This is a genomic window from Leifsonia williamsii (genome assembly GCF_030433685.1).
Classification (GTDB): Bacteria; Actinomycetota; Actinomycetes; order Actinomycetales; family Microbacteriaceae; genus Leifsonia; species Leifsonia williamsii.
The window spans coordinates 2378478-2396646 of record NZ_JAROCF010000001.1; the positions used below are offsets into that span (position 1 = coordinate 2378478).

At 71.5% G+C, this 18169-nt stretch carries 21 protein-coding genes; 15 read left to right on the top strand and 6 right to left on the bottom strand.

Translation table 11 applies throughout. From position 1 onward, the window contains the following. Positions 1–14 precede the first annotated feature (14 nt). The 3 genes from ftsY to ffh are packed head-to-tail and all read left to right on the top strand — an operon-like array spanning position 15 to position 3032. Entirely contained in the window at positions 15–890 is an 876-nt protein-coding gene (ftsY, locus tag P5G50_RS11185; RefSeq protein ID WP_301208976.1) for a signal recognition particle-docking protein FtsY, read from the top strand. Between the two features lie 25 nt (positions 891–915). After that, positions 916–1416, top strand: coding sequence for a DUF2004 domain-containing protein (locus tag P5G50_RS11190; RefSeq protein WP_301208973.1), 501 nt, complete (start codon positions 916–918; stop codon positions 1414–1416). Positions 1417–1448: 32 nt separating this feature from the next. Beyond that, positions 1449–3032: a signal recognition particle protein gene (gene ffh, locus P5G50_RS11195; RefSeq protein WP_301208970.1), complete on the top strand. Its 1584-nt coding sequence runs from the start codon at positions 1449–1451 to the stop codon at positions 3030–3032. Between the two features lie 25 nt (positions 3033–3057). Here ffh and P5G50_RS11200 read toward each other — a convergent pair whose 3' ends face one another. The 3 genes from P5G50_RS11200 to P5G50_RS11210 form a co-directional block, all read right to left on the bottom strand. Next, positions 3058–3783 (bottom strand): SGNH/GDSL hydrolase family protein, encoded by a 726-nt coding sequence (locus P5G50_RS11200; protein WP_301208968.1) that lies wholly within the window; start codon positions 3781–3783, stop codon positions 3058–3060. Between the two features lie 67 nt (positions 3784–3850). Continuing rightward, entirely contained in the window at positions 3851–4567 is a 717-nt protein-coding gene (locus P5G50_RS11205) for an SGNH/GDSL hydrolase family protein (protein WP_301208966.1), read from the bottom strand. Between the two features lie 47 nt (positions 4568–4614). Next, the gene (locus P5G50_RS11210; RefSeq protein WP_301208964.1) at positions 4615–5751 is read right to left on the bottom strand and encodes a glutamate--cysteine ligase; all 1137 of its coding nucleotides are present in this window, start codon (positions 5749–5751) and stop codon (positions 4615–4617) included. Positions 5752–5953: 202 nt separating this feature from the next. Between P5G50_RS11210 and rpsP the strand changes: the two genes are divergently transcribed. The 3 genes from rpsP to rimM are packed head-to-tail and all read left to right on the top strand — an operon-like array spanning position 5954 to position 7314. Further along, positions 5954–6436 (top strand): 30S ribosomal protein S16, encoded by a 483-nt coding sequence (gene rpsP, locus P5G50_RS11215; protein ID WP_301208962.1) that lies wholly within the window; start codon positions 5954–5956, stop codon positions 6434–6436. 4 nt (positions 6437–6440) lie between these two features. Next, positions 6441–6671 (top strand): RNA-binding protein, encoded by a 231-nt coding sequence (locus P5G50_RS11220; RefSeq protein ID WP_301208960.1) that lies wholly within the window; start codon positions 6441–6443, stop codon positions 6669–6671. Position 6672: 1 nt separating this feature from the next. Beyond that, positions 6673–7314: a ribosome maturation factor RimM gene (gene rimM, locus P5G50_RS11225; protein ID WP_301208957.1), complete on the top strand. Its 642-nt coding sequence runs from the start codon at positions 6673–6675 to the stop codon at positions 7312–7314. Between the two features lie 63 nt (positions 7315–7377). On the opposite strand, the gene P5G50_RS11230 is transcribed toward rimM, so the two are convergent. Then, on the bottom strand, positions 7378–8040 hold the full coding sequence (locus P5G50_RS11230) for a GntR family transcriptional regulator (protein WP_301208955.1): 663 nt from the start codon (positions 8038–8040) through the stop codon (positions 7378–7380). A gap of 46 nt (positions 8041–8086) precedes the next feature. Here P5G50_RS11230 and P5G50_RS11235 point away from each other — a divergent pair, with 46 nt between their 5' ends. Next, entirely contained in the window at positions 8087–9295 is a 1209-nt protein-coding gene (locus P5G50_RS11235) for an MFS transporter (protein WP_301208953.1), read from the top strand. A gap of 13 nt (positions 9296–9308) precedes the next feature. Continuing rightward, positions 9309–9992, top strand: a complete 684-nt coding sequence (trmD, locus tag P5G50_RS11240) for a tRNA (guanosine(37)-N1)-methyltransferase TrmD (protein WP_301208950.1) — start codon at positions 9309–9311, stop codon at positions 9990–9992. A gap of 81 nt (positions 9993–10073) precedes the next feature. Here trmD and map read toward each other — a convergent pair whose 3' ends face one another. Next, on the bottom strand, positions 10074–10838 hold the full coding sequence (map, locus tag P5G50_RS11245) for a type I methionyl aminopeptidase (protein WP_301208948.1): 765 nt from the start codon (positions 10836–10838) through the stop codon (positions 10074–10076). Between the two features lie 113 nt (positions 10839–10951). Between map and P5G50_RS11250 the strand changes: the two genes are divergently transcribed. The 6 genes from P5G50_RS11250 to P5G50_RS18605 all read left to right on the top strand — a co-directional run bounded on the left by P5G50_RS11250 (position 10952) and on the right by P5G50_RS18605 (position 15648). Further along, positions 10952–11455 carry a hypothetical protein gene (locus tag P5G50_RS11250; protein WP_301209437.1) on the top strand — a complete coding sequence of 168 codons (504 nt, stop codon included), beginning with the start codon at positions 10952–10954 and terminating at the stop codon, positions 11453–11455. 197 nt (positions 11456–11652) lie between these two features. Next, entirely contained in the window at positions 11653–12000 is a 348-nt protein-coding gene (rplS, locus tag P5G50_RS11255) for a 50S ribosomal protein L19 (RefSeq protein ID WP_175337439.1), read from the top strand. 177 nt (positions 12001–12177) lie between these two features. Then, positions 12178–12906: a ribonuclease HII gene (gene rnhB, locus P5G50_RS11260; protein WP_435870922.1), complete on the top strand. Its 729-nt coding sequence runs from the start codon at positions 12178–12180 to the stop codon at positions 12904–12906. A 47-nt stretch (positions 12907–12953) separates the two neighbouring features. Continuing rightward, positions 12954–13277, top strand: a complete 324-nt coding sequence (locus tag P5G50_RS11265; RefSeq protein WP_018190696.1) for a DUF2469 family protein — start codon at positions 12954–12956, stop codon at positions 13275–13277. A 119-nt stretch (positions 13278–13396) separates the two neighbouring features. Beyond that, positions 13397–13753 carry a YraN family protein gene (locus P5G50_RS11270; protein WP_301208940.1) on the top strand — a complete coding sequence of 119 codons (357 nt, stop codon included), beginning with the start codon at positions 13397–13399 and terminating at the stop codon, positions 13751–13753. After that, positions 13753–15648 carry a YifB family Mg chelatase-like AAA ATPase gene (locus P5G50_RS18605; protein ID WP_363319469.1) on the top strand — a complete coding sequence of 632 codons (1896 nt, stop codon included), beginning with the start codon at positions 13753–13755 and terminating at the stop codon, positions 15646–15648. Before P5G50_RS11270 ends, P5G50_RS18605 begins: the two co-directional genes overlap by 1 nt. Positions 15649–16191: 543 nt before the next feature. Here P5G50_RS18605 and P5G50_RS11285 read toward each other — a convergent pair. Continuing rightward, positions 16192–16764, bottom strand: a complete 573-nt coding sequence (locus tag P5G50_RS11285) for a hypothetical protein (protein WP_301208938.1) — start codon at positions 16762–16764, stop codon at positions 16192–16194. A 48-nt stretch (positions 16765–16812) separates the two neighbouring features. On the opposite strand from P5G50_RS11285, the gene dprA reads away from it, so the two are divergent. Beyond that, positions 16813–17889, top strand: coding sequence for a DNA-processing protein DprA (dprA, locus tag P5G50_RS11290; protein ID WP_301208936.1), 1077 nt, complete (start codon positions 16813–16815; stop codon positions 17887–17889). The last annotated feature ends 280 nt before the right edge of the window (positions 17890–18169 follow it).

The following is an 18169-nucleotide window of genomic DNA, read 5'->3' on the forward strand; positions in this document are numbered from 1 at the left end:
CTAGTCTGAAGGGCATGGCCGAACGCACCCCCTGGTCGCTGTCGAACGCCCTCCGCGGGCTGTTCGCCAAGAAGACCATCGACGACACCACCTGGGACGACCTGGAGACGGCGCTCATCACCGCCGACTTCGGCCCGGACGTCACCGAGGCGGTCGTCGACGACCTGCGCGCCAAGGTCGAGCGGTACCACACCACCGACCCGGCGGACCTGCAGCGGATGCTGCGTGAGACGCTGGAGGAGCGGCTGTCGAAGCTCGACACCACGCTCAAGCTCAGCGAGCGCCCGGCCGTCGTCCTCGTGGTGGGCGTGAACGGCGTCGGCAAGACGACGACGATCGGCAAGTTCGCCAAGTTCCTGCGCACCTACGACCGCTCGGTCGTGGTGGGCGCGGCCGACACCTTCCGCGCGGCGGCCGTCGAGCAGCTCGCCACGTGGGCCGAGCGTGCGGGCGCCGCGATCGTCCGGCCGCAGCAGCAGGGGCAGGACCCGGCCTCCGTCGCCTTCCAGACCGTCGAGAAGGCGAAGGCCGACGGCACCGAGATCGTCATCATCGACACCGCGGGGCGCCTCCAGACCAAGGGCGGCCTGATGGACGAGCTGTCCAAGATCAAGCGCGTCGTCGAGAAGCAGGCGCCCATCTCCGAGGTGCTGCTCGTGCTCGACGCGACCACCGGCCAGAACGGCCTGGCGCAGGCGGAGGCGTTCCTGGAGCACGCCGGCGTGACCGGCCTCGTGCTCACCAAGCTCGACGGCTCGGCCAAGGGCGGCTTCGTGCTCGCCGTGCAGGAGCGCACCGGCCTGCCGATCAAGCTCGTCGGCCAGGGCGAGGGCATCAACGACCTCACCGGCTTCACCCCGCACGTCTTCGCCCAGCAGCTCGTCGGCTGAGCCGGCCGGAGGATAGGGTCGTCCCATGGCCATCGAGCACGACTTCTTCGGCGTCATCGACGAGACCGCGAGCGGTGGCCTCGCCTGGGACGACAGCGCGGAGCTCGCCGACCAGACCGTCGACGTGGAGCTGATCGCGGACGACGAGAAGGCGGTGCCTCCGTTCGCGCTCGACGCCGCGGCGGCGCTCCTGCAGGCGCTGGAGGGCTTCGACGCCCGGGCGCGCGACGCCCTCGTCGCGGAGCTGAGCTCGCGCCAATCGGCGACCACGAGCTACATCGACGAGCACGTCGACAAGCTCGGCGACAGCCTGGTCGACCTCCTCGTCTACAACTCCGGCGACATCGCGATCGACGTGCTGCGCTCCCTTCAGCTGCTGCGCGTCGTCCTGCAGCCGGACCACAGCGACGAGGACGAGGTGTTCGCGACCTTCGACTACTCCATCGCCCCGGACGAGAGCGACTCGCTGCTCACGGTGTCGTTCGACGTGCGCGGGGACGTGGTCGCGGTGGAGACGCAGAACTGACGCCCAGCCCGCCCCGGTAGACTGACAGGATCATGGCTACTTTCGGGACGCTGTCCGACCGTCTGGCGGACACCTTCAAGAACCTGCGCACCAAGGGCAAGCTCTCTCCTGCCGACGTGGACGGGACCGTGCGCGAGATCCGGCGCGCGCTGCTCGACGCCGACGTCGCGCTCGAGGTGGTCAAGGACTTCACCGGCAAGGTGCGCGAGCGCGCGCTCAGCGACGAGGTCAACAAGGCCCTCAACCCGGCCCAGCAGGTCGTGCAGATCGTCAACGAGGAGCTCGTCGCCATCCTGGGCGGTCAGCAGCGCCGGTTGGAGTTCGCCAAGCGCCCGCCGACGGTCATCATGCTCGCCGGCCTCCAGGGCGCCGGCAAGACCACGCTCGCGGGCAAGCTCGGCAAGTGGCTCGCGAAGGACGGCCACACGCCGCTGCTGGTCGCCGCCGACCTCCAGCGCCCCAACGCCGTCACCCAGCTGCAGATCGTCGGCGAGCAGGCCGGTGTCGCGGTGTTCGCGCCCGAGCCGGGCAACGGCGTCGGCAACCCGGTGCGCGTCGCCAAAGACGGCCTCAAGTTCGCCGCCGACAAGCAGTACGACACGGTCATCATCGACACCGCCGGCCGACTGGGCGTCGACGCCGAGCTGATGAAGCAGGCGGCCGACATCCGCAAGGCGACCGACCCCGACGAGGTGCTGTTCGTCATCGACGCGATGATCGGTCAGGACGCCGTCGCGACCGCCAAGGCCTTCCAGGACGGCGTCGACTTCACCGGCGTCGTGCTCTCGAAGCTCGACGGCGACGCGCGCGGCGGCGCGGCCCTCTCGGTCGCCTCCGTCACCGGCCGCCCGATCATCTTCGCCTCCACCGGTGAGGGCCTGGACGACTTCGAGCCGTTCCACCCCGACCGCATGGCGTCGCGCATCCTCGACCTCGGCGACATCCTCACCCTCATCGAGCAGGCCCAGCAGGCCTTCGACGAGGAGGAGGCGCGCAAGGTCGCCGAGAAGTTCGCGACCGACAGCTTCACGCTCGACGACTTCCTCAAGCAGATGCAGCAGCTGCGCAACATGGGCTCCATCAAGAAGATGATGGGCATGCTGCCGGGCGCCGGCCAGATGAAGCAGCAGCTCGACAACTTCGACGAGAAGGAGATCGTGCGCACGGAGGCGATCATCCAGTCGATGACGACCGCCGAGCGCACCAACCCCAAGCTGCTCAACGGCTCCCGCCGCCTCCGCATCGCGAAGGGTTCCGGCACGACGGTCACCGAGGTGAACCAGCTCGTCACCCGCTTCGAGCAGGCCGCCAAGATGATGAAGACCGTCGCCAAGGGCGGCGTGCCGAACGTCCCGGGCATGGGTCCGATCCCGGGTGCGGGCTACGCGGGCGGCCGCGGCAAGAAGCAGGCCCAGAAGAAGAAGGGCGGCTCGCGCTCCGGCAACCCGGCGAAGCGCGCGGCCGAGAACGCCCTGCTCGCCAGCGGCGGCAAGCCCGGCGGCGCCTCGACCCCCACGGGCAGCGGCTTCGGCCTCGGCGGCGGAGGGGCGCAGGCCCCGGCCGGTGGCCCCAGCGAGGAGGAGCTGGCGGCGCTGCAGAAGTTCCTGGGGCGGTAGTTACCGGGGCGGTAGGCGCGATCCGCTAGAGCGCCTTCGACAGCGGCGCCAGCTTCTCCTCGATCGCCGCCGCGACCGCGCGCTCGCCGGCCGCGTTCGGGTGGATGCCGTCCTTCTGCACCAGCTCGGGGTGGCCGGCCAGCGGGTAGCCGATGTCGAGGACGTCGCCGTCGACGCCGCGGACCGCCGCGCCGACGATGCCGTTGACCCGTGCGACCTCGGGCGGAGGGGCGTCGGCGCCCCACACCGTCGTGATGCCGATGATGTGCGCCTCGGGGAACGCGTCGCGCAGCTCGCCCAGCAGCCGATCGGCCGACTCCGTCACCTGTGCCGGGTCGGAGGCGCGGTCGTTGCGGGTCGCCGCGACGAGGATGTAGTCGGGGTGCAGCTTCAGCGCCTGGTCGACCTGGTCGGCGTAGGTGGTGCCGTTCCAGCCGGGCTTCACGAAGCCGGAGCCCGAGACCGCGAGGTCGGTGAGGCCCCAGCCGTGCTGCTCGGCGACGACCGCCGGCCACGCCTCGTCGGGTGCGACGCCCTTGCCGAAGGCGATGGAGTCGCCGATCGCGATGACCTGCGGCCGGTCGCTCTCGGCGGGGGCGGCAGCGGCGGCGGCGCCGTCGGCGGCGACGGGCCGCGCGGGTGCCGCGGTGCAACCGGCGGCGGCGAGGGCGACGAGCGCCCCGAGGGCGAGCGCCAGCGAGGCGCTGCGGCGGCGATTCGGGCGCGCGCCGCTGGGGGTTGACGAGGGCACGGTGCGAGGGTAGAACGCGAAACCTGCCAAAACCCTGTGTGCGGTGCGGCGCGTCGTCAGGCGTTGTTCACGGGCTCGGGGTGGAGGAGGCGGTTCCGGTGGTCGTCGTGACCGTCACGCCCGCGGCCGCGAGGGCCGAGCGCACCGCCATCGCAATGGCCCGCTGGCCGGCGGCGGTGGGGTGTTCGCCGTCGTCCTGCACGAGTCCCTCCTGCGAGCGATAGGGCTGGCCGAGGTCGAGCCACACGCCGCCCGCGGCCGTGACGGCGTCGCGCAGGGCCTGATCGACATCGGCGAGCTGCTCGTCCGTCGCCTCACCCGTGAGCGCGCCGTAGCCGACGATCTGCGCGTGGGGGAGACCCTCCCGCAGTTGCTGGACGGCGTCGGCGGTCGCCTGCCGCGCGTCGGCGTCGTCCGCGCCGAGGTCGTTGTCGGAGGCGCCGACGAGGACGAGCTGGGCGTCAGCGGCGATCGCCGCCGTGACCTGGGGACCGAAGTCGTCGCCGTCGCCGTCCGTCGCGACGAAACCCGCGCCGGACGAGCTGAGGTTGGAGAGCCTCCACCCGTTCTCGGCGGCGAGGAGGTCCGGCCAGGCCTCGCCGTCCTCCACGCCGAGCCCGGCGGCGATGGAGTCGCCGATCACGGCCACGCGCAGGCCGTCTGCGGGCCCGGTGGCCGTGGCGCTTCCGCCGTCGGGTGCCGCAGACGCCGACGAGCAGCCCGCGAGCGCGAGCGCGCTCACCGCCGCCAGGGCGAGCGCGGTCAGCGGGCGGCGTGCGGTCATGCGGCGAGCGTAGCCCCACAGGCTATGGGTGAGCCGAGCGGCGCCGCTCAGCCGCCGAGTCCGGAGCGCAGCTCGTGCGTCAGCGAGCTGACGACCGCCTGCAGGCTGCCGCCGTTGGCCTCGGCGACGCTCAGCTGCCGCTGGTAGCTCGCGCCGCCCTCCAGGATTCGCGGGATGGTCTGCAGCTCCTCGACGCAGCCGAGCCGCTCGGCCTCGGGGGCGAGGTCGTCCACCAGCTCGAGCAGGCACTCCGACACCAGGCGCTCGGAGCCGTCGGGCGCGACGATGATCTCGGCGTCGAGGCCGTACCGCGCGGCGCGCCACTTGTTCTCGCGCACGAACCAGGGCTGGAGCGTCATCGGCTCCTCGCCCTCGTCGAGGCGGCCCGACATCCGGTCGGTGAGGCAGTGGATCAGCGCGGCCACCGCGCCCACCTCGTCGGTGGTCGAGAGGCCGTCGCACGCGCGCATCTCCACCGTGCCCCACTTGGGCGAGGGGCGGATGTCCCAGCGGACCTCGCTGTGGTCGGTGACGACGCCGGTGGTCACGAGGTCCTGCACGTACTCCTCGTAGTTCGCCCAGGTGCCGAACTGCCACGGCAGGCCGGCGGTCGGCAGCTGCTGGAACATCAGCGCGCGGTTGGAGGCGTACCCCGTCTTCGCGCCGCCCCAGAACGGGCTGGACGCGCTCAGCGCCTGCAGGTGCGGGTAGTACGCGAGCAGCCCGTTCACGATCGGCAGCGCCTTGTCGCGGGCGTCGATGCCGACGTGCACGTGGATGCCCCAGATCATCATCTGCCTGCCCCACCACTGCGTGCGGTCGAGCAGGCGGTCGTACCGCTCGTTCGGGGTGATCTTCTGGTCGAACCACTGCGCGAAGGGATGCGTCCCCGCGCACATGAGCTCCACGCCCAGCGGGTCGGTGACGCCGCGCACGAGATCGATGAGGCCCTGGAGGTCGGCGATGGCCGCCGGGACCGTGTGGTGGACGGTGCTCACCAGCTCCACCGTGTTCATGAGCAGCTCGTGGGTGATCTGCGGGTGCTCGCGGCCGTCGGGCGTGCCCAGCTCGCGGAGGACGTCGTCGGCGATCTGGACCAGGTCGCCGGTCGTCCCGTCGACGAGGGCGAGCTCCCACTCGACCCCGATGGTGGAGCGCTCCGACGGCGAGAATTCGATCTGCATGGAGGGTATGACGTCCGTTCTCGTCGGCCGGAGGGACTCGATTGGCCCGACCGGGGCGGTATCTGACAGAATAGCTAGTTGAGTTCCCCGTACCCGACCCTCTATCCGGTGCGGCGGGATGACCAAAGACCTCCTGCCGAGTGTGCCCCCACGCCCACGGCAGTCAGCTCGACTTAACATCACTCATCGAAACAGGAGAATTGTGTCTGTCAAGATCCGCCTGAAGCGCCTGGGGAAGATCCGCGCTCCGTACTACCGCATCGTCGTCGCCGACTCGCGCACCAAGCGTGACGGCCGCGTCATCGAGGAGATCGGCCTCTACCACCCGACCGAGGAGCCGTCGCGCATCGAGGTCGACTCCGACCGCGCCCAGTACTGGCTCGGCGTCGGCGCGCAGCCGACCGAGCAGGTCATGGCGCTGCTGAAGCTCACCGGCGACTGGGGCAAGTTCAAGGGCGACAAGAACGCCGTCAGCACCGTCCGCACCGCGGACGCCAAGGCCGAGTTCGTCGCCGACGAGAAGAAGTCGTCCGTCGTGAAGCCGAAGGCCGCTCCGGCCGACGTCACCGCTGAGGCGGAGGCCGTCGTCGAGGCCGAGGTCGAGGCCGAGGAGGCCGCAGAGGCCGAGGTCGTGGCCGAGGCCGAGACCATCGCCGACGACGCCGCCGACGGCGAGAAGGCGTAACACCTTGCTCGCACCCGCGCTCACGCACCTGGTCAAGGGCATCGTCGACCACCCGGACGACGTGCACGTCGTGGCCAAGGGCTCCCCGCGTGGCGAGGTCCTCGAGATTCGTGTGAATCCCGAGGACCTCGGCCGGGTGATCGGCCGCTCCGGCCGGACCGCCAAGGCCCTCCGCACCGTGGTGACCGCGCTGGCCGACGGCCGGCGCGTCCGTGTCGACGTCGTCGACGACTGAGGTGTCGGAGCACAAACTGCCCCGCAAGGAGGTCGCTCCGCGTCCGGGCGAGACCGAGCTACGCGTCGGCCGGCTGACCAAGGCGCACGGCCTCAAGGGCGCCATCAAGCTGGAGCTCTACACCGACGAGCCCGAGAAGCGGTTCGTGCCGGGAGCGGTGTTCACCCTCCAGGTGCCCACCGCCTCCAAATGGCACGGCAAGACGCTGGAGCTGCGCGAGCTCCGCTGGTACAACGGTCACCCGGTCGGCTTCTTCGCCGGCGTGGAGGACCGCACGGAGGCGGAGACGCTCATCAAGGCGATCCTCTGGGTCAGCCAGGACGTCGCCGAGCTGCCTGACGAGGACGACGCCTGGTACGACCACCAGCTGGTCGGCCTGTCCGCACTCCGCGACGGGCAGCCGGTCGGCACGGTGGCGCGCGTCGACCACCTCCCCGCTCAGGACCTCCTGGCCATCAAGACCGACAACGGCGAGGTGCTCGTGCCGTTCGTGAAAGCGATCGTGCCCGAGGTCGACATCGCCGCGGGGACGCTAACGCTCACGCCGCCGGCCGGGCTCTTCGAGGAGCTGCCGGACGACGACGAGGGCGAGGCGCCCGAACGGGACGACTCCGAACCGGACGACCACGAGTCGCAGGACTGAACACACGAAGAGGGCGACCCGCACGGGTCGCCCTCTTCGCATGTCCGGGCTCAGCCCGCGGCGTCACCGCACGATCGCGAGGCCCCGGGCGCGCAGCCCGCGGGCATCCGCGTCGAGCGCCGCGAGCAGGCGGTCGTGGGTCGCGACGATGTGCGCGTGGATGCGCTCGGCGGCGGCGTCCGCGTCCCGACGCCCTACGAGCTCCACGATCGCTCGGTGCTCCTCCCACGCGGCGCGCCGGGTCTCCTCGGTGCGCACCTCCAGCCAGCGCGTCCGCGCCAGGCGGGTCATCGCCGACTGCACGGCGTCGGCGAAGAAGTGGTTGCCCGACAGCGCCGCCAGGCGCACGTGGAAGTCCTCGCCCGCGCGCACCGCCGCGTCGTGGCCGTGCGCGCTCTGCTGCGTGTCGAGCGTGCGTGCGATGGCGGTGATCGCGTCGTCGCCGGCGCGGGCGCAGGTGTGCCGCACCGCCGCCGTCTCGAGCGCGTCCCGCAGCTCGGAGAGCCGCCCGATCTCGCCCAGGTCGATGGGGGAGACCTGCCATCCGCGGCCCTCGTGCGCGATCAGCCCCTCCGCCTCCAGCCGCTGCAGTGCTGCGCGCAGGGGCGTGCGGGAGGCTCCGAGCTCGGCCTCCAGCCCGCGCTCGGTCACCCGCGACCCCGGCAGGCGCTCGAGCTCCAGGATCTGGGTGCGGAGGCGGTCGTAGACGGTCGACGGGTCGGTCATGACGCTCCTTTGGTATACCGACTTGGTATACCGATAGTGTATGGCCATGACCGCCCGAACACGTACCCCGCGCCCCTGGCTGATGCTGGCGTTCGGAGTCGCGGCGCAGGCCAGCTCCACGGTCTTCGTCTCGACGCCCGCGTTCCTCATCCCGCTGCTCCACACGGAGCGCGGGCTCAGCCTCGCGCAGGCCGGGCTGCTGGCCTCCGCCCCGACGCTCGGCCTGGTGCTGACGCTGATCGCGTGGGGCGCGCTGAGCGACCGGATCGGCGAGCGCTGGGTGATCGCGTCCGGGCTCGCACTGACCGCCCTGGCCGGGCTGGGCGCCATGCTCGTGTCGTCGTACCTCGGGCTCGCCGCGCTGTTCCTCGTCGGAGGGATGGCCTCCGCCAGCCCCAATGCGGCCAGCGGGCGCGTCGTGATCGGGTGGTTCCCGAAGGAGCGGCGCGGTCTCGCCATGGGCATCCGGCAGATGTGCCAGCCCCTCGGGGTCGCGATCGCGGCGGTCACCATCCCGACCCTGGCCTCCGTCGGCGGCATCGGGCTCGCGCTGCTCGTGCCGACCGCGCTGTGCGCCGTCTCGGCGGTGCTCTGCGCGGTCGGGATCGTGGACCCGCCGCGCCCGCCGCGGACCGCCGGGGCGGGGGAGGAGGCGCACCCGCAGGCCGTGTGGCGCCCGTACCGCGAGACGACGCTGCTGTGGCGCATCCACGCGGTGTCGATGCTGCTCGTGATCCCGCAGTTCACCGTCTCCACGTTCGGGCTCGTCTGGCTGGTGTCGGGGCTGCACGTGCCCGCGCTGGCGGCCGGCATCGTCATCGGCGTGAGCCAGTTCGCCGGCGCGCTCGGGCGGATCGGCGTCGGCGTGCTGAGCGACCGCGTCGGCAGCCACCTCCGGCCGCTGCGCTGGGTGTCGCTCGCGGCGGTCGTGGTGATGCTGCTCCTCGCCGCCGCCTCCGCCTTCGGCGTGGTCGCGGCGGCCATCATCCTCGTGGTGGCCGCTGTGGTGACGGTCGCCGACAACGGGCTGGCGTACACGTCCGTCGCCGAGATCGCCGGCCCGTTCTGGTCGGGACGCGCCCTCGGCACGCAGAACACCGGGCAGTTCCTGGCCGCCTCGGTCGTGGGGCCCGCGGTCGGTGCGCTGATCGGGTGGCTCGGCTACCCGGTCGCCTTCGCCATCGTCGCCCTCTGCCCGGCGGTCGCGGCGCCGCTCGTGCCGCGGGATCGTGAGCTGGCGGTCGTGCCCGCCTGAATAGACTCGATCCATGCGCATCGACATCGTCACGATCTTCCCGACCTTCTTCGATGTGCTGGACATCTCCCTGCTCGGCAAGGCCCGTGAGGCCGGGCTGATCGAGCTCGGCGTGCACGACCTGCGCGACCACACCCACGACCGGCACCGCACGGTCGACGACACGCCCTACGGCGGCGGCGCCGGCATGGTGATGAAGCCCGAGCCGTGGGGGGAGGCGCTCGACGGCATCCTGTCCGCGAGCGATGACCCGGTGGTGATCTTCCCGTCGCCGGCCGGTGAGGTGTTCACGCAGGCGACGGCGCGCGAGCTGGCGGGGGAGCAGCACCTCGTGTTCGGCTGCGGCCGGTACGAGGGCATCGACCAGCGCGTGTTCGACGACACCGCCTCCCGAGCCCGCGTCCGGCTCATGAGCATCGGCGACTATGTGCTGAACGGTGGGGAGGTGGCCACCATGGCGATGATCGAGGCGATCGGCCGGCTCATCCCGGGCGTCGTCGGCAACCCGGAGAGCCTGGTGCAGGAGTCGCACGAGGACGGCCTCCTGGAGTACCCCAGCTACACGAAGCCCGCGGAGTGGCGCGGCCACGAGGTGCCGCCCATCCTGCTCTCGGGCAACCACGGCGCGATCGCGGCCTGGCGGCACGAGCAGCAGCTCGAGCGCACGCGCCGCGTCCGCCCCGACCTCCTGCCCTGACACAGTGGCAAACCGCCGAGTACGCAGATTCTCCGCGTACTCGGCCGTTTCCGGCCGAATTCGCGCGTACTCGCGGGGTTGCTACGGAGCGGTCAGGATCAGCGGGCCGTCCTCGGTGATCGCGACGGTGTGCTCGGAGTGCGCGCCGCGGGAGCCGTCGGCGCTGCGCAGCGTCCAGCCGTCCGGGTCGGTGAAGATCTCGTCGGTCGTCTGCAGGAACCACGGCTCGATCGCGATGACGAGCCCCGGCCGCAGCGGGTAGCCGCGTCCGGCGCGGCCGTCGTTGGCGACGTGCGGGTCGCCGTGCATCGTGCGGCCGACGCCGTGGCCGCCGAACTGCAGGTTGACCGAGTACCCCTCGGCGTGCGCGACGGCTCCGATGGCCGCCGAGATGTCGCCGATGCGGCCTCCCGGCTGTGCGGCGGCGATCCCGGCCGCGAGCGCGCGCCTGGTCGTGTCGATCAGACGCAGGTCCTCGTCGCGGGGCGTGCCGACGACGACCGACACCGCGGCGTCCGCCACCCAGCCGTCGACCGCGGCGGCGAAGTCGAGGGTGAGGAGGTCGCCGTCGCGCAGCCGGTAGTCGTGCGGCAGTCCGTGCAGCACGGCGTCGTTCACCGAGGTGCAGATCACCTTGCCGAACGGGCTCGCGCCGAACGACGGGTGGTAGTCGATGTAGCAGGACTCGGCCCCGCGGCTGCGGATCATGTCGTGCGCGAGGCGGTCCAGCTCCAGGAGGTTGACCCCCTCCTTCGCGGCGGCCGCGGTCGCGGCGAGCACGTCGGCCACGAAGCGCCCGGCGGGGCGCATCTGCTCGATCTCTGCGGGGGTCCTCAACTCGATCACGCCCCAAGTCTTTCATGCGCCGACGCGCCGCGGGCGGCCTCCGGACGAGGGAGGTGCGCCCACGGCGAACCCGCAGCCCCCGCACAGCCACGCGCGGCTACTCTGGTCGCGTGATGATCCGCAGGGCGTTCTACTGGTGGCTGTTCCCCTCCGCCGTGGTGCTGCCCGCCTGGCTGCTGATCGGCTGGGCGGCGTTCAACCAGGAGAGCGGCTGGTCGCTGCTCGGCCTGCTCATCCTCTGCCCGGCCCTGTTCGTCGCGATGCTCGCGGTCGGCGGCATCGTCGTCGCGCGCCGTGGAGCCCGGCTGCGCCGAGCGGTCTCCTGGCCCATCGCGGGGCTCCTCGCGGGCTGGCATCTCTCCCTGATCGGGTTCGGGTTCTTCCTGCCAGGGGCGACGGGCTGGTTCGCCGTGCTCGCGATCCTGTTCTTCCTGGGCCTGTTCTGGCGCGCCCTCTACGAGGTCGTCACCGAGACGCGGGCGCGCGTCGCCGACACCTTCGCTGCGTACGAGCGCGCCGCCCAGCCGCAGCAGGTCGGGCAGCCGGAGCCCGTGGTCGTCGAGGACGCCGAGGTGATCGTGGTGCAGGAGCGCCGGGAGCCGCGCGCCGAGCGCTGACGCCATCCCGGCTGTTTTTGGCGATCACCCGCTCTCATGGCAGAATTGATCTTCGTGCCGCGGCCAGGCTCTGCCTCAGGGGAGCCAGCATCTCTCGCGCACACCCCAATCGAATGATCGGCTCCACGCCGCGCGTCCGCGCGACAGGAGCCCCGAGTCCGTCCCCGACCTGTGGCGGGTACAGAGAGCGAACAACCATGCACATCCTCGATCAGGTGGACGCGGCGTCCCTCAAGCAGGACATCCCCGCCTTCCGCGCCGGCGACACCGTCAAGGTGCACGTCAACATCATCGAGGGCAGCCGCTCTCGTATCCAGGTCTTCCAGGGCGTCGTCATCGGACGCTCCGGCGAGGGTGTCCGCGAGACCTTCACGGTCCGCAAGGTCAGCTTCCAGGTCGGCGTCGAGCGCACCTTCCCGGTCCACTCGCCGGTCATCGACAAGATCGAGGTCGTCACCCGCGGTGACGTCCGTCGCGCCAAGCTCTACTACCTGCGCGAGCTGCGCGGCAAGAAGGCGAAGATCAAGGAGAAGCGCGAGAACTGAGCAGCGGTCTCCGCAGCCTCTCGCGTCCTCGCGACACAGCACCACGAACTCCCGGTCCGTTCAGGGCCGGGAGTTCGTGCGTTCTGCGCGTGCGTTCCGGGGGCGCGAGCGGTCGGGCGCGTTATCCTGGCCTGGGCGCCGGAGGTCTCGGCGCCGTTGGAGGGAAGCACCGTCATGATGGCACCGGTGACGCCGTCGCTGAGGTTCGAGAAGGGCCTCTTCCGGCAGGGCGTGACGTCGATCGTCGCCGTGGACGAGGTCGGCCGCGGCGCGCTCGCGGGCCCGGTCGCGGTCGGCATGGTCGTCATCGACACCGCGGTCAAGCGCATCCCGCCGGGGCTCCGCGACTCCAAACTGCTGCCGGAGCCGGTGCGGGAGGCGCTGGAGCCGGCCTGCCGCCGGTGGGCGCTCCATCACGCCGTGGGGATCGCGAGCGCGGAGGAGATCGACACGCTCGGCATCATCCACTGCCTCGGCCTCGCCGGCGCCCGCGCCTTCACCCAGCTGCAGCAGCAGGGCGCGCCCGTCGAGGAGGCCACCCTCATCCTCGACGGCAACCACGACTACCTCAACGCGCTGCTCATGCGGCCGGCGCGGGTCGTCACCCGGATCAAGGCCGACCGCGACTGCGCGTCGGTCGCCGCAGCCTCCGTCATCGCCAAGGTCCACAGGGACCGGCAGATGATCGCGCACGACGCCGACTACCCCGGCTACGGCTGGGCGGGCAACAAGGGGTATTCGACGCCGGAGCACTTCGCCGCCATCGACGAGCTGGGTCCCACGGCGCTCCACCGTCTCACCTGGTTGAAGCCGCCGACGCTGGATCTGCCGTTCGACGGGGCCGCCGAGGCGTCGGCGGCGGACGCGGCGGAGGCCGCCCTGCGCGAGCTCGAGCTGCCCGCCTGATCCGGGCGGCACACCTTCCCGTCAGACCGGCATAGACTTGACGGACGATGGATGAGGACGAGTTCGACGACTACGACCGCGAGGTCGAGCTGGCTTTGTACCGCGAATACCGGGACGTCGTCTCGCAGTTCAAGTACGTGATCGAGACCGAGCGCCGGTTCTACCTCGCGAACGAGGTGGAGTTCGTGCGCCGCGACACCGAGCACGACTTCTATTTCGAGCTGACGATGAACGACGTGTGGGTGTGGGACGTCTACCGCGCCGACCGGTTCGTGAAGTCGGTGCGTGTGCTGACCTTCAAGGACGTCAACATCGAGGAGCTCTCGAGCAAGGAGTTCGAGCTGCCCAAGGAGCTAGCGCTCGACGAGTGACCGGCCTCTGCCGTCGGTCCTTCTCCACAGGCGCTCCTGACTTCTGAGTTCTCCACGGATTCGCGCCCGCCGCACCCCCCTGATCCCGCCTCCCGCGAGGCTGGATCCGGGAGGAAGCAATGGCATGGAAAGACGAGTTGGGTCGCCGCGGCGAAGTGGTGGCTGCGCAGTGGTTCGAGGCCCGTGGATTCACGGTGGTGGACCGCAACTGGCGATGTCGGTCGGGTGAGGTCGACCTGATCCTGCGGCGCGACGCCACGACGGTGTTCGCCGAGGTCAAGACGCGCACGTCGGTGGCGTTCGGGCATCCGTTCGAGGCGATCACGGCCGAGAAGGCGGCGCGGCTGCGCCGGCTGGCCGCCGAGTGGTGCCGCGAGCACGGGCCGGTCCCCGGTGCCATCCGCATCGACGCGGTGGCGGTGGTCGACGCGTGGAGCGCGAACCCGCAGGTCGAGCACCTGGCGGGGGTGGCCTGATGGCGCTCGCACGCACCTTCGCTGTCGCGCTCACGGGCATGGACGGCGACATCGTCGAGGTGGAGGCCGACATCTCGGCGGGCCTGCCGGCCTTCGTCCTGATCGGGCTGCCCGATGCGGCGCTCGGGGAGTCGCGCAAGCGGGTGACCGCCGCCGCAGCCAATGCGGGGTGCCCGCTGACGCAGCGCAAGCTCACGGTCAACCTGTCCCCGGCATCCTTGCGCAAGCAGGGGAGCGCGTTCGACCTCGCCATCGCGATCGCCGCGCTGGCGGCCGCCGGTGAGGTGCCCAGCGCCTCCGCCGCCTCCGCCGTCCACCTGGGAGAGCTGGGACTCGACGGCAGGCTGCGACCGGTCCCCGGCGTGCTGCCCGCTGTGCTGGCGGCTCGTGCCGCGGGTTTCCAGCGTGTGTTCGTCCCCACGGGCAACGCCGAGGAGGCCGCGCTGGTCGACGGCGTCGAGATCGTCGCCGTGCCCGGCCTTCGTGCGGCGGCCATCGCCCACGGCGCGGAGCTCGACCCGATCGAGGTGGAGGCCGTGCCCGGTCCACCGGGTGTCGTCGTCGGTCCCGCGGAGCCCGACGTCGTCGACATCGCGGGCAACGACGAGGCGGTGGAGGCTCTGGTCGCCGCCGCCGCGGGTGGTCACCACCTGGCGATGACCGGCCCGCCGGGCGCCGGCAAGACCATGCTCGCGCGGCGGCTGCCGTCGCTCCTACCCGACCTGACCCAGGAGGAGGCGCTCGAGGCGACCTCCATCCGCTCCCTCTGCGGCCTGGGCGTCGGCGGCGCGCTCGTCGTCCGACCGCCCTTCGAGGCGCCGCACCACACCGCCTCGGCCGCGGCTCTGGTGGGCGGAGGCTCGGGGCGCATCACGCCCGGCGCGATCGTGCGCGCGACGAACGGGGTCCTGTTCCTGGACGAAGCGGCCGAGTTCCCCGCCTCCGTCCTCGACGCCCTGCGCCAACCGCTGGAGCAGGGCACCATCAGCATCCACCGCGCCGCGGGTGCCGCGACGTTCCCGGCCCGCTTCCAGCTGGTCCTGGCCGCCAACCCCTGCCCCTGCGGCCGCTACGGCTCGACCGACGACGAGTGCACCTGCACCCCGATGGCCCGCCGCCGCTACCTCTCGAAGTTGTCGGGCCCCCTGCTCGACCGCATCGACATCCGGCTCACCGTCCGCCGCATGGGCCTGGCGGCGCTGCAGGCGTCGGGGGCGGGTGCGGGGGTCGCGGCTGCGCCGGCGGGGAGGGGCGTGCCTGGGGAGGGGACGGATGGCGCCCTGTCGGCGCAGGACTCGGGAGCGGGGTCGGCGGGGTCTGCTGCGTCGGCAGGGACTGCTGCGTTGGCTGCGGCTGCCGCTGCCACTGCTGCATCGGCTGCGGATTCGGGCTCGGCTGCTGCATCGGCTGTGTTATCGGCACGGGCTTCGGACGCGGCTCCGGCGGTGGCATGGGCTTCGGACTCGGATCCGGCTTCGGTCTCGGCTACCGCTTCAGCCTCGGCTCCGATCTCAGTCCCGCAGCCTCAGCATCCTCGACCTCAGACGGCTACGCCTCCACAGGGGGGAGCGATCACCGGCCACCCTCGCACGAGTGCGGCCCTTCGCGCGCGGGTGACGGAGGCCCGCGCCGCCGCCGCGGTCCGCCTTTCCGGAACTGGATGGATCCGCAACGCTGATGCTGACGGCACCTGGCTGCGCTCACCGGACCATCGGCCGGGACCCTCGGCACTGGCACCCCTCGACCGAGCCCTCGAACGCGGCGCACTCACCATGCGCGGCTACGACCGCACCCTCCGCCTCGCCTGGACCCTCGCCGACCTCGACGGCGCCACCTCCCCGACGCCCGACCACATCGGCCGGGCGCTGTTCCTCCGACGAGGGATCGACGCATGAACGCCGGCAACGCCGGGCCGCAGCCCGTCGACGACCACGACGCGGCTGGGTCTGTGGCGATCCATCCGTGCGACGTGTGCCCCCTGATGACAGTGCTCGAAACCGGGGCGCACGCGCGTCCGACAACGCCGCCTTCGGCTGAGCCCGGCTCGCACACCCGGGAGGTGAACCGTGGCTGAGCCGACCCCGCCGGGAACGCCGTGGGACCGCGGCGGCAGACGACGCCCCGCTCCCGACGCGTTCCTCAGCATCCCGTACACCCGCCTGGAAGCGCTGCTCGCCCCGGTCTCCGCTCAGAAGACGATCGAGCGAGAGCAACTGGCCGCCGTCTTCGCCCGCGGAGCCCTGACCACCGTCATCGAGCCGGGCGACACGGACGCCCACCACCTCATCGAGGCGATCGGCCCCGCCGACACCCTCCGAGCCATCGTCGAGGGCTGGGATGCGGAGCACGTCCTCGCCTACGCGGCGGGAACGTGGACGGGCGAGACGCGTGCGGAGGCAGCGTCGGTCTCCCTGGTGACGAGCGCACAACCCCGCTCGTCAGTCGCCGATGGAGCCCATGCTGCAATGGGTGCTGACACGGCGCCGGGCGCCGAGGCTGGTGTGGTTGTTGGCGGCGGTGTCGGCGCCGATGCAGGCGAGGACGTCGGTGCTGGTCCCCATGCAGGCGGAGATGCTCCTGCAGTTTCCGGTGCTGGTGCCTCTGCAGACGGGGACGTCCGTGCAGTTGTCGGTGGTGGTGTCCATGCAGGTGTCGATGTCGATGTCGACTCCGGTGCTCATGCAGGTGTCGATGCCGACTCCGGTGCCGGTGTTGATGTCGATGCCGACTCCGGTGCCCATGCAGGTGTCGATGCCGACTCCGGTGCCGGTGTTGATGCCGATGCCGACTCCGGTGCCCATGCAGGTGTCGATGCCGACTCCGGTGCCGGTGTTGATGCTGGTCCCGACGGTGGCTCCGATGCAGGTGTCGATGCAGGCTCGAGTACCGGTCGTGATCCTGGTCCAGGTGGCGATGTCGGCTCTGGTGTGCGTGCCCATATCAGTCCCGGCGCAGATGCCGGCGACGATTTCGGTGATGGTGCGGATGCTGGTCCCGGTGGTGTCGTCCACGCAGGTGTCGATGCCTCTACGAGTGTCGATGCAGCGGCGGCGCCACGCGTGACCGCGACCACCACCGGCAGTGCGGCGGCCGCTGGCGACCGGCGGGAGGTCGCCGAGAGACGGCGCGCAGTCCGCCGCCTGACGGAGGCCCTGACTCGGTGGCGGGGGCGTTTATCGCAGGGGACGGCGATCCGCGCTTTCGAATCAGCCGCCCACGTCCACGCGTATCTCCTCACGCCCGAATCGGAACGCTGGCCCGAGGGCTTAGGGCTCCTGGACGCGGGCGAACCGCTGGCGCTCTGGATCCGCGGTGACGTGGAGCGGCTGTCGGCACTCCAGCAGTCGATCGCCCTCGTGGGCGCTCGGGCGGCGACCGGCTATGGCGAGCATGTCGCGATGGAGAGCGCCGCCGGCCTCGGCGCCCGCGGATTCGCGGTGGTGTCGGGAGGCGCGTATGGGATCGACGGCGCAGCCCATCGGGCAGCCCTGGCCGCTGGTCACCCGACGATCGCCTTCCTCGCGGGCGGTGTCGACCGCCTCTACCCGGCGGGCCACAGCGACCTCCTCCGCCGGATCGCCGACACCGGCGCGCTGATCGGGGAGCTGCCCTGCGGTTCGACGCCCACACGTTGGAGATTCCTGATGCGCAACAGGCTCATCGCCGCCGTCAGCAACGCGACGGTCGTCGTCGAGGCGGGTCACCGGTCGGGCTCGCTCAACACCGCCGGCCACGCCTCGCAGATGGGCCGGCCACTCGGCGCCGTGCCGGGGCCGGTCACGTCGCCCGCTTCAGCAGGCTGCCACCGCCTGATCCGCGAGTACGCAGCGACGTGTGTCACGACGGTGGACGAGATGGTTGAGCTTGCGGACCCGCTCACGAGCGAGAACAGGCAGCCCAGGGAGCCCGGCAACGACGACCTGGAAGGCGGCGCCGATCTACAACAGGCCCCTCATGGCGACCCGGATGATCGCATCAGGAGGGCGCTCCACCGCACGACCGCGACCAGGACGGAGGATCTCGCCGCCCGCACCGGGCTGCCGTACCAGGACGTGCATGCGGCGCTGGGAAGACTCGAGGCTCTCGGGGAGGTGATCGAGCGTCCGGACGGATGGCTGACGCGACGTCCCCGCTGACCGGGACGTTGGGGTGCCGCTCCACCGTTTCGGTGATGTTCGCTCCCTCCTCTCGTGCGGAGGGCGTGCCGCGCTCGGTCCGCCTGATGGTGGGTCGCTCCGTCTGCTCGCGCGGACGCGGGCGGCGCCGTTGGTCCGCCTAGTTGGTAGGTAGCTCCGTCCGTTCGTGTGATGGGCGTCTTGCGTTGGGCCGGCCTGTTGGTGGCTCACTTCGACCTCTTGCGAGACGGGTGTGGTGTGCATGGGCAGCGTGGTTGGTCGCCTACTCCTCACTCGGCAC

Bases quoted from the DNA above. Each gene is read 5' to 3' on its own strand.
- ftsY (WP_301208976.1), top strand. From the start codon at position 15: ATGGCCGAACGCACCCCCTGGTCGCTGTCGAACGCCCTCCGCGGGCTG.
- P5G50_RS11190 (WP_301208973.1), top strand. From the start codon at position 916: ATGGCCATCGAGCACGACTTCTTCGGCGTCATCGACGAGACCGCGAGC.
- ffh (WP_301208970.1), top strand. From the start codon at position 1,449: ATGGCTACTTTCGGGACGCTGTCCGACCGTCTGGCGGACACCTTCAAG.
- P5G50_RS11205 (WP_301208966.1), bottom strand. From the start codon at position 4,567: ATGACCGCACGCCGCCCGCTGACCGCGCTCGCCCTGGCGGCGGTGAGC.
- P5G50_RS11210 (WP_301208964.1), bottom strand. From the start codon at position 5,751: ATGCAGATCGAATTCTCGCCGTCGGAGCGCTCCACCATCGGGGTCGAG.
- P5G50_RS11230 (WP_301208955.1), bottom strand. From the start codon at position 8,040: ATGACCGACCCGTCGACCGTCTACGACCGCCTCCGCACCCAGATCCTG.
- P5G50_RS11235 (WP_301208953.1), top strand. From the start codon at position 8,087: ATGACCGCCCGAACACGTACCCCGCGCCCCTGGCTGATGCTGGCGTTC.
- trmD (WP_301208950.1), top strand. From the start codon at position 9,309: ATGCGCATCGACATCGTCACGATCTTCCCGACCTTCTTCGATGTGCTG.
- P5G50_RS11250 (WP_301209437.1), top strand. From the start codon at position 10,952: ATGATCCGCAGGGCGTTCTACTGGTGGCTGTTCCCCTCCGCCGTGGTG.
- rplS (WP_175337439.1), top strand. From the start codon at position 11,653: ATGCACATCCTCGATCAGGTGGACGCGGCGTCCCTCAAGCAGGACATC.
- rnhB (WP_435870922.1), top strand. From the start codon at position 12,178: ATGGCACCGGTGACGCCGTCGCTGAGGTTCGAGAAGGGCCTCTTCCGG.
- P5G50_RS11265 (WP_018190696.1), top strand. From the start codon at position 12,954: ATGGATGAGGACGAGTTCGACGACTACGACCGCGAGGTCGAGCTGGCT.
- P5G50_RS11270 (WP_301208940.1), top strand. From the start codon at position 13,397: ATGGCATGGAAAGACGAGTTGGGTCGCCGCGGCGAAGTGGTGGCTGCG.
- P5G50_RS18605 (WP_363319469.1), top strand. From the start codon at position 13,753: ATGGCGCTCGCACGCACCTTCGCTGTCGCGCTCACGGGCATGGACGGC.